This window comes from Thioclava sp. GXIMD4216, assembly GCF_037949285.1.
In the GTDB taxonomy this organism is placed as follows: domain Bacteria; phylum Pseudomonadota; class Alphaproteobacteria; order Rhodobacterales; family Rhodobacteraceae; genus Thioclava; species Thioclava litoralis.
Genome location: NZ_CP149926.1, coordinates 1732322 through 1747456, shown reverse-complemented (window position 1 = coordinate 1747456; position 15135 = coordinate 1732322). Strand labels below are relative to the sequence as shown.

At 58.6% G+C, this 15135-nt stretch carries 12 protein-coding genes; 1 reads left to right on the top strand and 11 read right to left on the bottom strand.

The genetic code is table 11. The features are described 5' to 3' along the window. Positions 1–97 precede the first annotated feature (97 nt). The 5 genes from WDB88_RS08725 to WDB88_RS08705 form a co-directional block, all read right to left on the bottom strand. Positions 98–892, bottom strand: coding sequence for a LuxR family transcriptional regulator (locus WDB88_RS08725; protein ID WP_339109507.1), 795 nt, complete (start codon positions 890–892; stop codon positions 98–100). A 107-nt stretch (positions 893–999) separates the two neighbouring features. Beyond that, on the bottom strand, positions 1000–1431 hold the full coding sequence (locus WDB88_RS08720) for a TIGR01244 family sulfur transferase (protein WP_339107281.1): 432 nt from the start codon (positions 1429–1431) through the stop codon (positions 1000–1002). Positions 1432–1511: 80 nt separating this feature from the next. Further along, on the bottom strand, positions 1512–2207 hold the full coding sequence (gph, locus tag WDB88_RS08715; RefSeq protein ID WP_339107280.1) for a phosphoglycolate phosphatase: 696 nt from the start codon (positions 2205–2207) through the stop codon (positions 1512–1514). After that, complete coding sequence (gene rpe, locus WDB88_RS08710) at positions 2204–2902, bottom strand: ribulose-phosphate 3-epimerase (protein WP_339107279.1); 699 nt, start codon at positions 2900–2902, stop codon at positions 2204–2206. Before rpe ends, gph begins: the two co-directional genes overlap by 4 nt. A gap of 238 nt (positions 2903–3140) precedes the next feature. Continuing rightward, positions 3141–4025, bottom strand: a complete 885-nt coding sequence (locus WDB88_RS08705) for an NAD(P)-dependent oxidoreductase (RefSeq protein ID WP_339107278.1) — start codon at positions 4023–4025, stop codon at positions 3141–3143. A 131-nt stretch (positions 4026–4156) separates the two neighbouring features. Here WDB88_RS08705 and WDB88_RS08700 point away from each other — a divergent pair, with 131 nt between their 5' ends. Continuing rightward, positions 4157–6613 carry a penicillin acylase family protein gene (locus tag WDB88_RS08700; RefSeq protein WP_339107277.1) on the top strand — a complete coding sequence of 819 codons (2457 nt, stop codon included), beginning with the start codon at positions 4157–4159 and terminating at the stop codon, positions 6611–6613. A gap of 156 nt (positions 6614–6769) precedes the next feature. Here WDB88_RS08700 and hflX read toward each other — a convergent pair whose 3' ends face one another. From hflX to WDB88_RS08670, 6 genes are all read right to left on the bottom strand, one after another. Continuing rightward, positions 6770–7975, bottom strand: coding sequence for a GTPase HflX (gene hflX, locus WDB88_RS08695; protein ID WP_339109506.1), 1206 nt, complete (start codon positions 7973–7975; stop codon positions 6770–6772). Positions 7976–8060: 85 nt separating this feature from the next. Further along, on the bottom strand, positions 8061–8294 hold the full coding sequence (hfq, locus tag WDB88_RS08690) for an RNA chaperone Hfq (protein WP_339107276.1): 234 nt from the start codon (positions 8292–8294) through the stop codon (positions 8061–8063). A 139-nt stretch (positions 8295–8433) separates the two neighbouring features. Further along, positions 8434–9957, bottom strand: a complete 1524-nt coding sequence (locus tag WDB88_RS08685) for a potassium transporter TrkG (protein ID WP_339107275.1) — start codon at positions 9955–9957, stop codon at positions 8434–8436. A gap of 10 nt (positions 9958–9967) precedes the next feature. Further along, positions 9968–11347, bottom strand: coding sequence for a Trk system potassium transporter TrkA (gene trkA, locus WDB88_RS08680; RefSeq protein WP_339107274.1), 1380 nt, complete (start codon positions 11345–11347; stop codon positions 9968–9970). 73 nt (positions 11348–11420) lie between these two features. After that, positions 11421–12824 carry a sigma-54 dependent transcriptional regulator gene (locus WDB88_RS08675; RefSeq protein WP_339107273.1) on the bottom strand — a complete coding sequence of 468 codons (1404 nt, stop codon included), beginning with the start codon at positions 12822–12824 and terminating at the stop codon, positions 11421–11423. Continuing rightward, positions 12821–15007: a PAS domain-containing sensor histidine kinase gene (locus WDB88_RS08670; protein ID WP_339107272.1), complete on the bottom strand. Its 2187-nt coding sequence runs from the start codon at positions 15005–15007 to the stop codon at positions 12821–12823. The genes WDB88_RS08675 and WDB88_RS08670 overlap by 4 nt, the downstream gene beginning before the upstream one ends. Positions 15008–15135: the final 128 nt, after the last annotated feature.

The window sequence follows — 15135 nt, the reverse complement described above, 5'->3', positions numbered from 1 at the left end:
CTCACGGAACAGATTTAATCTAACGTAAATTCATCCCGCTTGAGAAGTAAGGAAAACCATACCTTGCTCATCGATCAAGAAAATAGAAGATACGGTGTTAAACTCTTGGATGATTTTTAAGATCTGCGCCCGCAGCGATTGCCCCGTGTTGCGGCTGGAAGATCTGGTTCATGACGGCGGCTTTCAAAACAGCCTGCGCCGTTGTCTCGACATTCAGGGATTCGCGGGCCAGCCGCAGATGTTTCTCGACCGTGGTGACGGTAAGCCCCATCAGACAGGCCACGTCCTGCGCGGTTTTGCCATCTGCGATCCATTCCAGCACTTCGCGCTGGCGGGGCGAGAGATGGCGTTTCGGGGGGATATAGGGCAGGCTGGACAGGCGCATATGCATCAGCTGGCAGGCCACAAGAAGCGTCCGCTGATGTTCGCACCAGATCTGGTCCACCTCGGTCTGCGACAGCCCCTTGCGCGCGCAAAGGCCAATGCCACCGCGCGCCCGCGTATTCGATTGCGGAAAGCCGATCGAGATACCGGCCAGAATGTCATAGCGGCGATTGAGTTCGAGCACCTTCAAAGAGGCGGCATCCAGAGTCCCCGACTGGAGCTTCTGGGCAACCAGTCCCCAGCTTTCCCAGCCCTCGTTCTCCCAGGCCCATTGGATCATCGGGGCATCGGCATAAAGGCGACCGTCCAGCAGCGCCTTTATGTAGCATTTTTCGTGATTGGACAGAACGATGGTCTCATCCAGATCCAGCAGATTCGGCTGGGTCTGAAAGCGAGTGTAACCATAAAGCAGGCGATCGAACCCGTAATCGTCCATAAACCGGCAGTGATGCGCCCAGATCTCTTCGACCGAGGTCAAACTCAGGAGAGTTTCGATATATTCCAGCATACGCAAGTCACCACTCTTTCTCGCAAGGAGTAGTCTGCAACTGCTAAAAATATCAATACCTCAACACGCGTTGACCTTTGAAGGAAATATCCGAATACACGGAATGATCAGGCCTTTTGTTCCGCATATGATGCCAAAGTTGTAATAAGCGGACGGTGGTCATAGCCCGCAGAGGCCGCCGCCGACACGATCTCGGCAATGTCCATGCGGCCCGCCTGTGCCATCGCCCACAGATGCGAGCTGCGCGTGCCAGAGCGGCAATAGGCGAAACAGGGTTTCTCGGCATCGTTCAGACAGGCTTCGAACGCCTGCACAAGTTCAAGCGTCATTTCCCCCGGATAGAACGGCAGGTAATGCGCAGTCATACCATTCTCCGCAGCCGCTTTCACAAAATGCTCATGCGCGAGTTCGGGCGGATTCTCCTCATCGGGGCGATTGATGATGAGCGAACGGAAACCCTGTTCGGCCAGCGTCGAGACATCCTCCAGAGAAATCTGCGGCGAGACGGCAAATTCAGATGAAAGCGGGCGAATATCCATAACATGCTCCTTTCCGGAAAACCGGCAGTATTCGGAGTTTATAGAGCCCATAGGGCAGGGTGGCCGCAAGAGCGATCTGTTCAAGCCTCGGGGATTTCGCGCAGAAACTTCGCGACATAGTCAGGAAACTGCGCGAAGTCATCGAAACTCGCCCAAGGTGCAAGGCTGTCGATCGTGCTTTTGCGATAACCGCGTGTGAACAGCAAGAACGGCACGCCCGCCGCATGGGCCGTCTCGGCATCCACCTCGGAATCCCCGACATAAAGGCAATGCTCGGCAGATAACGCGGCCCTGGCGACCAACAGCATCTGCGGATCGGGTTTGCGGACAGACAAGCTGTCACCCGCAATAATATAGTCAAAAAACTCTTCAATATTAAGATGCTGCAAGACAGTCTTCGCAGGCTGCATCGGTTTGTTCGTGCAAAGGCCGAGCGCCACACCCTGAAGGCGTAGCGCCTGCAGCGCCGAACGTGCGCCCTCAAAGAGCGTATTCCCCTCGCGCTGGACCTCGTATTGGGCCGAAAACGCATGGAAAAGCTGCGAGAGTTTGGATGAACTTCGAGGTATTTCAAGATGATCCGCGACACAGTTCATCAGATGCGGCACCCCATGCCCGATGAACCCGCGCACGGTCGCAACCGGAAGTTCGGGCAGGTGCTGCGCCGCAAGCGCCTGATTCAGGGCAAGCTGGATCGCCGCAGCGCTTTCAACCAGCGTTCCATCAAGATCGAATATAACGGAAAGCGGCGGAGCTGCTGCGGCGATCGCGGTCATTCTTTCACACGTGCCGCTTCGGCCGCCGTGCGGATCGCCGTGATATTGCGGCCGTAGACATCGGGATTTGTCACCGAACCACCTTTGAATACGGCAGACCCGGCCACCAGAACATCGGCACCGGCTGCCGCCATCAGCGGCGCGGTCTCGGGCGTGATCCCACCATCAATCTCGATATGGATCGGACGGTCTCCGATCATGGCACGCAGCTTGCGGACCTTGTCGATCTGGCTATGGATGAATTTCTGACCGCCAAAACCGGGATTTACGGTCATGACGCAGATCAGGTCGAGCTGGTCGAGAAGATAGTCGATCTGCTCGATACCGGTACCGGGGTTCAGCGCCAGACCGGCTTTGCAGCCTGCGCCACGGATCGCTTGCAGCGTGCGGTGGATATGCGGACCGGCTTCAAGATGCGCGGTGATGACATCAGCACCAGCCTCGGCATAGGCATCGATATACTGATCCACCGGCGAGATCATCAGATGGACATCCATGACCGTCTTGATATGCGGGCGGATCGCCTTGCACAGCGGCGGCCCGAAGGTCAGGTTCGGAACGAAATGGCCGTCCATAACATCGACATGGACCCAATCGGCGCCTTGCGCCTCAATGGCCTGAATTTCACGACCGAAATCCGCGAAATCCGCCGAAAGGATCGAGGGGGCAATTTTGATGCTGCGGTCAAAGCTCATGGCTCAGTGTCCTGCGATTTAAAGGGAATTACCGATGCTTTAGTGGGTTGCGTGGCTCAGGTCCAGCAAACAATCGGAAAACCGTCCTGAATGATATGAGATAGAGCCAAATTTTTTACATAATCCTGATTATTCGCATTTTATATAGCAAATCAAATAAGCCGCATTACTCATTGTAATATATGCATTTTTATATCTCCCGCCGACATCGTGATGCCGATGGGAGATTTCGGAACAGTCAGCCCGCATTTTCCGACAATTTACGCAACCGCGCGATAAGCGAGGATGTATCCCAACGGCCACCACCCAAGGCTTGGACATCCTTGTAAAACTGGTCCACCAAAGCTGTCAGCGGCAATGGTGCCTTGATTTCATCCGCTGTGGTCAGGCAGATACCAAGGTCTTTCCGCATCCAGTCTACGGCAAATCCGAACGCATATTCCCCCTTGGCCATTGTCTCTGACCGGTTGGACATCTGCCAGCTACCGGCCGCGCCCTGACTGATCACCTCGACGACATCCGCAATCGACAAACCTGCCTTTTCCGCAAAAAGAAGCGCCTCGGACAGGCCTTGCACCACGCCCGCAATCGCGATCTGGTTGGCCGATTTACATAATTGCCCGGCACCGCTTTCGCCCAGACGGCGGCAGATCTTGCCATAGGCCGCCAACACGGGCTCGACCACGTCATAATGGGCTTGGGTCCCACCGCACATGATGGACAGCGCGCCATTTTCCGCACCCGCCTGACCGCCTGAAATCGGCGCATCGACAAAGCCCAGACCTTTCCCGTCAGCCAAAGCCGCCAATTCGCGCGTGACCATCGCAGACACGGTCGTATGGTCCACCAGAATGGCGCCGCTCTTCATGGCGGAAAACGCGCCGTCGGCACCGGCACAGACCATGCGCAGATCATCATCATTCCCGACGCAGGTCATCACCATATCCGCGTCCCGAACCGCTTCGGCAGGCGTTTTTCCAAGCGCACCGCCGTGGTCAGCAACCCATTTTTCGGCTTTAGAAGTAGTGCGGTTATACACCGTGACGTCATGGCCTGCGGCCTTCAGATGGGCCGCCATCGGATAGCCCATTACGCCAAGCCCCAGAAATGCGATTTTTGTCATCGGCAAACTCCCTCATCCGATCGGCAAACTCGCGCAAACGCGCGTTGATCCTTTGTCATACCTGACTTACTAAGCCGCAACCCCTGCTGGTCACATCCGGCTCAACTTTTGCAGACCTACCCGGAGCGCGCATGTACAAACTCTTCCGCTGGATGGTGCGATTGACCGCAGTCGCAATCGCATTGGTGGTGCTTGGCGCAATCGGCGTGTGGTATTTTGCCTCGCGCTCCCTGCCTGATTACAATGCAACCTATCGTGTTTCGGGCATTTCCGCACCGGTCGAGATCGTGCGCTCGACAGAGGATGTCCCCCATATCTTCGGCAAGAACGATCCGGACGTCTTTTTCGGCCTCGGTCTCGCCCATGCGCAAGACCGGCTATGGCAAATGGTCATGCTGCGCCGCACCGTTCAGGGGCGGCTTTCGGAAGTCTTCGGGCAAAGCACGGTCAAAACCGACGAGCTGATGCGCAGGCTGGGCCTCTATGACGCGGCTCTGGCCTCGGTCGATGCGCAGGACCCGCAGACCAAAGCCGCCCTTGAAGCCTATTCGGCAGGCGTGAACCAATGGATCGCACAGGTCAATAAAGGGGCCAAGGGGCGTGGCGCGCCAGAGTTCTTTTTGTTCGATAATTCAATATCCTATTGGACACCTGCGGATTCTCTCGCAATCCTGAAGCTGATGGCTGTCGAACAGAACAACCAGTTCAGCCGCGAAGTGCTGCGGGCCCGTGTGTCGCTGCTGGACCCGTCTTGGGTGCGCGATCTGCTGCCCGATATGCCGGGGAGCGTGACAGATACCCTGCCCGCCTATCACGACCTCTTCCCCGATGTGCCGCGCGCCTTACAGCAGGAAAGCGCGCCCGAGCCGCTTTCGCCCTTTCCCGCCGCAGGCCTTGAGGCAGGCTCGAACGGTTGGGCGGCAGCGCCTGACCGATCTGCCGCAGGCGGGGCGCTTCTGGCCAATGACCCGCAACTCGGGCTGACCGCCCCTGCCCTTTGGTATCTGGCGCGGCTGCAACTGTCATCGGGCGGCATTATTGGCGGTACTATCCCCGGCATTCCGCTGGTGATCACGGGCCGTAACGAACATATGGCCTGGGGCGTGACCGCCGCCTATGTCGATGACATGGATCTGCATGTCGAACAGATCAATCCCAAGGACCGCGAAACCTATCGCACCCCCGATGGCTGGCAGAAATTCATCACCAAGCGCACCATTCTCAAGGTCAAGGATGCACAGCCGCTGACCCTGACCCTGCGCAGCACCGAAAACGGACCGGTCCTGCCGGGGACGCATTTCGATCTGGGCACGATCACGCCGCCCGGATCAGTGATTTCTGTCGATTGGACGGCACTCGACCCGCATGATACCACCATGAGCGCGGCGATGAAGCTGATGGAGGCCAAGGATGTCACCGCTGCAATCGAGGCCGGCCGCGACTATATCACTCCGGCGCAAAATCTGATTCTCGCGGATCAGAAAGAGGTGGCGCGTGTGCTTGTCGGAGCCATCCCGAAACGCGATCCGACCAATCAGACCGAGGGGCGCATGCCCTCGGCGGGCTGGCTGGCACAAAACCGCTGGATGGGACGCCTGCCCTATGACAGCAACCCGCGCGAGGTTAATCCTGCCGATGGTATCGTGCTGAATACGAACAATAAAACAACCGATGCCAATTTTCCGAACAATGTCACCTTTGACTGGGGAGACAGCCAGCGCATCCAGCGGCTGAGCAAGCTTCTGAGCGAACGCGAGGTGCATTCCCGCGAGAGCTTCATTTCGGCACAGTTGGATACGGTCAGCCCCGCCGCGCGCAACCTGCTGCCATTGGTGGGCGCGGATCTGTGGTATACCGGCACGCCTGCCCCCGATGGTACTCCCGAACGGCTGCGGCAACGCGCGCTTGAGCTTCTGGCGGCATGGGATGGCGAAATGTCCGAGCATCTGCCGGAGCCGCTGATCTATGCCGCATGGATGCGCGAGCTGCAAAACCGTCTGATCCGCGACGAACTGGGGCCGCTGGCCAGTAAATTTACCGCGCTAGACCCGCTCTTTATCGAACGTGTTTTCCGCAATACCCAAGGGGCGGCCCATTGGTGCAATGTCATCCAGTCCGATGCGCAGGAAAGCTGCACCGATATCGCGCGGATCTCGCTGGATGCGGCCTTGCTGTCGCTGAAAGAGAAATACGGCCCGAATGTCGAGAGCTGGCGCTGGGGCGATGCGCATGAGGCCCGCCACGACCATCCTGTTCTGAAGAACATGCCGCTGATCAGCTGGTTCGCAGATATCCGGCAATCATCTTCGGGCGGAGATTTCACCCTGATGCGCGGCAAGACCCTCGGCACGCCCGACGCCCCCTTCGCCAATGTGCAGGCGGCAGGCTATCGTGGTGTCTATGATCTGGCCGATCCCGATAGCTCTGTCTTTATCATCGCCACAGGACAATCGGGGCATCTCTTCTCGCGCCATTATGACGATCTGGCCGAACTCTGGCGTCGCGGCGAATATATTCCGATGTCCCTTGACCCGGAACTGGCGCGCGCGGCAGCGGCAGGCATTACCAAGCTGGTGCCTGCCTCTTAAGAGCATAGATGAAGACCAACCGCTAATACGCAGATGTCAAAGCGTTTCAAGAAGGCCTGAGGCAAGCGACGCAGGACTATGCCACGGAATATGAAAACCTCGGCGTAACCATTTGCTACGCCGAGGAAATTCATCACCATCGTTCACAGAACAGCGTCAAAGGGCGTTAAAACGCCCCTTCTGGGAGGCCGTCCACTCGACCTGCAAGACCCAGCCCTCTTTCGACTGCGCCTCGTCACGCACAACATTCTCGGCATGAAGCCATGCATGGCGGCGGCCATCGGCAAAGGGCAGATGCAGCTCCTCGTTCAGACGCTCTTCCCCCAGACGCTGCTCGATTTCAAGCAGGAGCGCCTCGAAGCCTTCCCCCGTCAGCGCAGAAATCGCACAGACATCATCCCGCCGCTCGGCCTGCAAGGCGGTCGCCGCATGATTTTCTTCCGACAACAGATCGAGCTTGTTCCAGACCTCGATGAAAGGAACATCATCATCCACTTTAAGTTTGTCGAGAATGTCTTCGACATCAGCCGCTTGCGCGTCACTTTGCGGATGGGAAATGTCACGCACATGCAAGATCAGATCGGCTTCAAGCACCTCTTCCAGCGTCGCACGGAAAGCGGCAACCAACTGGTGCGGCAATTCCGAGATGAAGCCCACCGTATCCGACAGGATCACCTTGCGCCCTGAAGCCAGCGTCACCCCCCGCATCGTCGGGTCAAGCGTGGCAAAAAGCATATCCTTGGCCAGCACATCCGCGCCGGTCACCTTGTTGAACAGCGTGGATTTTCCGGCATTGGTATAGCCGACAAGCGCGACAATCGGAAACGGCACCTTGCGCCGCGACGCCCGATGCAACTCGCGGGTTTTGACCACCTTCGCCAGCTGGCGACGGATACGGACCATCTGTTCGTCAATCGCCCGGCGGTCCGCTTCGATCTGCGTTTCGCCGGGGCCCCCGACAAAGCCAAGTCCGCCGCGTTGGCGTTCAAGATGTGTCCAGGCCCGCACAAGCCGCGTGCGTTGATAGCTGAGCGCGGCAAGTTCAACCTGCAGCACCCCTTCACGGGTTCGCGCCCGATCAGCGAAAATCTCGAGAATTAAACCGGTTCGGTCAAGAAGTTTAACCTTCCATTCCTTTTCCAGATTGCGCTGCTGCACAGGCGTCACCGGCCCGTCTACCAGCACCAGTTCAATCTCCAGCTCCTGAAGCCTGGCGCCCAACTCCTCCATCTTGCCGGTCCCGAACAGATGTCCGGCATGCGGCTTGGGCAGGCGCACAATCTCCGAGCCCACAACCTCGAGGTCGGGCAAAGCCGCAGCCAGCGCCACGGCTTCTGCCAGACCGTGTTCGGGCAGTCGCATCCCGTCCCCGATCTTAAGGTCGGGATGCAGCACATAGGCCCGCGTGGGAGCCTTATCGTGGGAAACGCTCTCGCTCAAAGGAAACTCAGTCGTCGCCTTCATAAAGCGAAATCGGCTGGCCCGGCATGATCGTCGAAATCGCGTGCTTGTAGACAAGCTGGGACTGGCCGTCGCGGCGCAAGAGGACGCAGAAGTTATCGAACCAAGTAATAACCCCCTGCAGTTTCACACCATTGATCAAAAAGATCGTCACCGGAATTTTCGTTTTCCGTACGTGGTTCAGAAACGCGTCCTGCAGGTTCTGTTTATCGGCAGCCATTATATTTTGCCTTTTCTCTTAGCATTTCGGGGACGTTGGCTCGTCCCACTCTGGCTTGAGTATGCGCAAGTCAACGGGAGTTACCACCCCCAAAAAGCGCTGGCCCCACATGACGCGACAAATCGTGCCATTAAAGCACTCATTTTCGCCACAGTTCGGGATTGAAGAGCGCAATGATCGCCAAAGTTTCCAGCCGCCCCAGCACCATAGCAGCCGCCAGAATGGCCTTGGCGGCGGCGCTCAGATCCCCCCAAGCCAGCGGAAAATCTCCTGCCACAGCGGTCAGCGGGCCGGTATTGGACAGGGCCGCAACCGTGAAGATCATGGCGGGTTCGAAATCGAGGCCTGTATAGGAAATCGCGATCATGACCACCGAAATCGAGAGCGCGAAGAGCATGAAGAAAATCCATGCCACGAATGCCCCCTGACGGCGCAGACGGCGCGCCGCAGAGCCTCCGCCGCCGACCGAGCTGGGATAGACAAGCAGATCCAGTTCGCGCTCGCCATGCCGGATCAGCGCATAGACCCGCAGCAGGCGCACACCGCCGGCGGTGGTGGCGATGCCGCCGCCAATGATCGCCAGTCCCGACAGGATCAGACCCGGCGTCCCCAGCCCCGCCCATGCCCGCGCATCCTCCCAGCCGCTTGATTCGAAGCCGGTGGTGGTCAGAAAGGACAATGTCGTGAACAGCCCGCCCCAAAGCGTGCGCAAGATCACCCCCGGACCGGGATGGGAATCCGTATCCAGCGCCGCAAGCCAGTGGCGGAAAAAGAGCAAGATCACCGTCAGCAATACGATCATCGCCGCCAGCCGCAATTCAGGATCGTCGCGCAACCGCTTGGTCGCGCGCATTTCTCCGTCACCGGGCCAGAACCGGCGCGACAGGGCGGGCAGGAAGAAAACGAAGATGATGACCTCGGTCAGCACGGAGCTTTGCCCCGAGGCCAGGCTGCTGGTCGGCAAGATCCCCGAGGTTGCCAAGGTGGACATTGCCGCACAAAGCGCCACCAGATTATCTTCGCCCGAAATCCGCAAAAGCACCCAGAGAATGCCGGTCAGCCCCGTATAAACCGGAAGCAATTCAAGCGCATATCCGATCATCTTGTCACGGGTAACAACCCCGCGCTGGGTGCCGCGCAGATTGACATCCTTCACCTCGCCGCCCGGCCCGCCAGCAAAGAAGATCTCGAAGCCGCCGACCCGCAGCGGAGCCAATACGGCAATCGTCATCACCAGCATGAAATAGCCGCCGCTCCAGCCCACAAGCGCGCGCCACAGATGTAGCGACGGCGGCAGGCGCGCGGGCGCATATAGCGTGCCGCCCGTCGTCGTCAGCGCCGAGACCATCTCCCACCACGCATTGAACAGCGAGGTGTCGCGCATGACCTCGTGGAAAGGGATCGCCAGAACCAGCGGCAGCAGCGTGAAGGCCCCGACCATCGTCAAGAGCGAGGACCGCTCGCGCGGGCCGCGCCGGTTTGCCCCCGTGGCCAGCGCCAGCAGCACGAAAACAAAAAGCAACAGCGAGCCGGTATAGAAAAACGGTCGTGCCACCGCGTGCTGATGCAGGGTCAGCGCGTGTATCGCGGGCAGATACATCAGCAGACCCGACACCGCGACCAGAATCACGAAGAGCGGCAGATTGCGTAGATTGGCTCCCATCGGACGCGCTTCAGAAATAGTCGATGGAGACCTGCAGCAGGCGCTCCACCTCGGCCACGTCATCGGCCAGCGCGAAAAGAACGACGACATCGCCTTCCTCGATGCGGGTATCGGCACGCGGGCGCACCACGATCTTGTCGCCTTTTTTCAACCCGCCAAGCAGGACGCCCTCGGGAAAATCTATGTCGCGCAACAACTTGCCAGACAAAGGTGAGGTTCCAAGCACCTGCGCCTCGATCACCTCGGCCTCGGCATCGCCGATCGAATAGATCTGGCGCACCCGCCCGTGCCGGATATGGCGCAGGATCGAGGACACGGTCGTAGCGCGCGGATTGATCTGGGCATCGATCCCCAGCGGCTCCATCATCGGGATCAGCGTCGGGTCGTTGACCAGCGTGATCGCCATCTTGCAGCCCGCCTGTTTCGCGCGCACCGCAACCAGAAGATTGGTCTTGTCATCATCGGTCACCGCCAAAAGCGCATCGGTGGCCGAGACATTGGCCTCCTCCAGCAGCTCCTGCGACATCCCGTCGCCATGCAGCACAATGGTGCGCTCAAGCGAATCCGCAGCCCGTTCGGCTTTCTCGCGCGACATCTCGATGATCTTGGCGCGCGTCCTGTCGCTGCGGGCTTCCAGTTTCTTGGCCACAGCCAGCCCGACATTCCCGCCCCCGACAATCAGGATCCGTTCCTGCTTATGGGTGTTTTTGCCGAAAATTTCCAGCGTGCGCGATACATCATCGCGATGGGTGCAGAGATAGATCTGGTCGCCGGCAAAAAGCTGGTCATTGGGCTCGGGCGCAAACAGCCGCCCCTCGCGGCGCACGCCCACCACAATCGCCCGCAGGGTCGAAAACAGATCCGTCAACTGCCGCAAAGGCGTGGACAGCACCGGACAATCGGGCTGAAGCGATATGCCCATCAGCCGCAACTGGTCTTCCATAAAACTTTCGGTATCGAATGTCGCAGGAGCCAGCAGCCGCCGCATCGCCGCCTCGGCCACCTCACGCTCGGGGCTGATGATCACATCAATGGGCAACTGGTCGCGGCGGTAGATGTCGCGATATTCCTCGTTGAGATAGCTCTGCGAGCGCAACCGCGCAATCTTGCGGGTCACGCCGAAGACAGATTGCGCAACCTGACAGGTCACCATATTGACCTCGTCGGAATGGGTCGCGGCGATGATCAGGTCGCAATCGCGCGCGCCCGCGGCCTCTAGCACATCGGGATGCGAGGCAAAGCCCACCGTCCCCTGCACATCCAGCATATCCGAGGCACGGCGCACCAGCTCGGGGTTGCTATCGACCACTGTCACATCATTGCGCTCGCCCGAAAGATGGCGTGCAATCTGCCAGCCAACCTGTCCGGCCCCACAAATGATCACCTTCATGCGACCCTCCGCAACTCACTGGCTCCGGTTCTATGCGGCAGCGCGGCAGGGGTCAATCACCCGCGCCCGTGCCTTAATCCGCATCCTCTTCAATCCGCGCCATACGACCGCCCGTTTTCGCCCCGGTCACAACACCAAGAGACTTCAGTTTGCGATGCAGGGCCGAACGCTCCATGCCGACGAAATTCGCTGTGCGGGAGATATTGCCGCCAAAACGGTTGATCTGGGTCAGCAGATATTCCCGCTCGAACAATTCGCGCGCCTCGCGCAGCGGCAAAGTCGCCAACTGCCCCGACAGCACAATGCGGCTGGATTCGGATTCTGCCGGCTGGTCCCCCTCAAGCTCGCGCGCCTCGATCTCGCCCGTGCCATCCCCGAGGATCAGAAGACGTTCGATCACATTGCGCAACTGGCGGATATTGCCCGGCCATTCCATCGTCTGCATCATCGCCAAGGCGTCGGCGGACAGCTTGCGGAGCGGCAGACCCTGGGTCTCGTTGAACTGCGCAAGGAAATACTCGGCCAGCAGCGCCAGATCCTCGCGCCGCTCCGCAAGGCCCGGCACGGCAATCGGCACCACATTCAACCGGTCATACAATTCCTGCCGGAACCGGCCCGCCGCGATCTCGGCGGTCAGGTCGCGCGTGGTCGAGCTGATGACGCGCAGATCCACCCGCACCTTATCCGCACCGCCCACACGCAGGAATTGCTGTTCCGTCAGGACACGCAGGATCTTAGATTGCGTGCCCAGCGGCATCTCGGCGACTTCGTCAAAGTAAACAACGCCGCCATGTGCCTGTTCCAGAAGGCCTTTCTCGATGCCGCGCTCCGGCGTTTCGCGCCCGAACAGGACCTCTTCCATACGGTCGGGTTCGATCGAGGCGGAATTGACGGTGATAAAAGGCGCAGTGGCGCGGGTCGAAAGCTGGTGGATATACCGCGCAGCAGTCTCCTTGCCCGAACCTGGCTCGCCGGTCAGCATGACACGACCGTTGGATTTCGTAACCTTATCAAGCTGATCGCGGAGCTTTTTAAACGCCGCACTCTCGCCCAGCATCTCGCCCGTCTGCATATCACGGCGCTTCAGCGTAGAATTTTCGCGCCGCAAACGCGATGTTTCCATAGCACGTGAAATAACCACAAGTAACTGGTCGATATTAAACGGTTTTTCGATGAAGTCATAGGCACCCTGCTTGATCGCGGCCACCGCGATTTCGACATTGCCATGCCCCGAAATGATGATGATCGGAATATCGGGATTGTCACGCTTTGTCGTCTTCAGGATGTCGATCCCGTCCATCCGGCTATCCTTGAGCCAGATATCAAGGATCATCAGCGCCGGTGGCTCTGCATTGACCGCATCCATACATTCATCGGAATTCGACGCCATGCGGGTCGAATAACCTTCGTCTTGCAGGATCTCGGAAATCAGTTCCCGAATATCCTTCTCATCGTCGACAATCAGAATATCGCTCATGTCAGCTCACTATCCTTGATGGCGCGCACTGCCGCATGGGCACGAGGCAGGCGGATTTCGGCAAGGGCACCGCAATGGGCACCGGGGTGAAATGGCGGCGCATCCCGAAGCATCAAAGTGCCGCCATGCTCTTCAATGATTTTCTTTACAATAGAAAGCCCTAGACCTGTTCCTTTAGAGCGGGTCGTCACATAGGGCTCAAACAGACGCGACCGGTCTTCGGGCAGACCTATCCCGTTATCCATAATGCGCAGCGTCACGAATTCGGGCTGCACCTGCATCACAACGCGCACTTCCGGCGCATACCCCTCTTCAGCACCTTTTTCATAAAGCGATTCAACCGCTTCACCGGCATTCTTGATAAGGTTTGTTACCGCCTGCCCGATCATGGTCTGATCAAGCTCGACCAGAAGCGGGCCCTCCGGCAGATCGGCATTCAAGACGGCGCCATGCAGCGCACCTTCCTGAATGGTAATGGCATCCCGCAGCAACTGCACCAGATCCACCTCGCGCCGGTCCGGCTCGGGCATACGCGCGAATTTAGAGAACTCGTCAACAATACGCCGCAAGTCATTGGTCTGGCGAATGATAACGCCCGTCAGCTGCTCAAGGGCCGGCTCCTCATCGCCCACATGTTTGCGGAATTTGCGCTTGATCCTTTCAGCAGAAAGCTGGATCGGGGTCAGCGGGTTCTTGATTTCATGCGCGATACGGCGGGCCACATCCCCCCAAGCCGCCATCCGTTGTGCAGACACAAGCTCTGTCACATCCTCGAAGGCGATCACATAGCCTTCGCGCAACCCGTCCTCGCGCAGACGCAGCGCCACACGCACAAGAAGGCTTTCCAGCTTGCCATAGCGCGAAACCCGAACCTCTTCTTGAAGCACGTCCTGAACAGCACCGTGCAAACGACTGAAAATATCCAGAAATTCCGGAACGGCATCAGCGATCATCCGTTGGTGATCCTTGATATTATCCAGATCGAGGAGCTTGGCAGCAGAGCGGTTGATGAAATCGATGCGCCCTTCGGCATCCAGTCCGATCACACCCGATGTCACCGACCCCAGAACCGAGTCAAACAGGCGGCGCTGTTCTTCGGTGATCGAATGGCTGGCCATCAGAGCCACTCGCTGGTCCTTAAGCTGGCCGGTCATCCGGTTGAAGCTCCGCCCGAGCATGGCAATCTCGTCATCGCCCTCAGCCTCGAGCACCCGCGCATCCAGATCCCCCGCACCGACCTTTTCAGCGGCCACCGCCATACGCCCGATCGGCAACGAGAGCCTCTCGGCAAACCACAACCCAAGCCAGACAGCGGCGAGAATGAGAATGAGCGCGAAGCCCATATAAACAAGCCCGAATTCAAACAGAACCCGTCCGCGCGTGGCTTCCAGTTGCTGATACAGCGTCACCGTGGTGCGCGTGTCGTCCAACAGCGACAAAATCGAGCCATCCACTTTGCGTGACACGTAAAGGTATCTGTCAGCAAAGGCGTCTAACTGCTTGAGCGCGCGAAATTCGTTGTCATCCCAATCCTCGATCAGGACAGTTTTACCCGATTGCGCCTGAACAATTTTCTCTGGCGCTGGCTTCTCGAAATCGAACAGATAGCTGCGATCGCCACGCGCGACAATCTCGCCGGTTCCGTCAATGACATAGGCTTCTTTCAAACCGCGTTGAATGCCGCTTTGCCCCGCCACCAGCAGTTCGCGCAGCTCCCCGTTCGACATGAAGGTCGCGGCCTGTCGGCGCAGATTCAGAAACCCTGCAAGCGCATTGGCATCTTCCAGAAGGTCACGACGATGTTCATCCTGATAGGCTTCGGCAGCTTGCAAAGACGTGCCAACCACCTGCCGGACCCGATCCGAAAACCAGCCTTCCATGCCGATATTGACCGTCAAACCGGCAAATAGCGCTACCAGAACTGTCGGGACAAGCGCGACAAAGGCAAAGATCCCCGTCAGGCGCAATGTCAGTCGGGACCCGACAGAGCGCTTTCGTCGCGCGGCAAGCATCTGTGCAAGTCGCGTGGTAATAAGCCCTGCCAAGCCCATGAAATAAATGAAATCGGCAAGCAGAATAAGACGCAGGGAACCGCTATCGCTCCCCTGTGCCAGCGGCCCCAGAACCACGAATGTGGCAATCGCCAGAATCGGCCCGAGGATAACAAGACTTAGGGTCATCATGTTCTGGACCCGACGCTGCCTACGCAAACGCACGAGCCGATCCCACCACGCCCCTCGATGTCGATTGACCGATTTCACTGCCGCCCCCGAATACCGGAAAAAGCCGGATGTCCTTCTTTTGGGCGCAT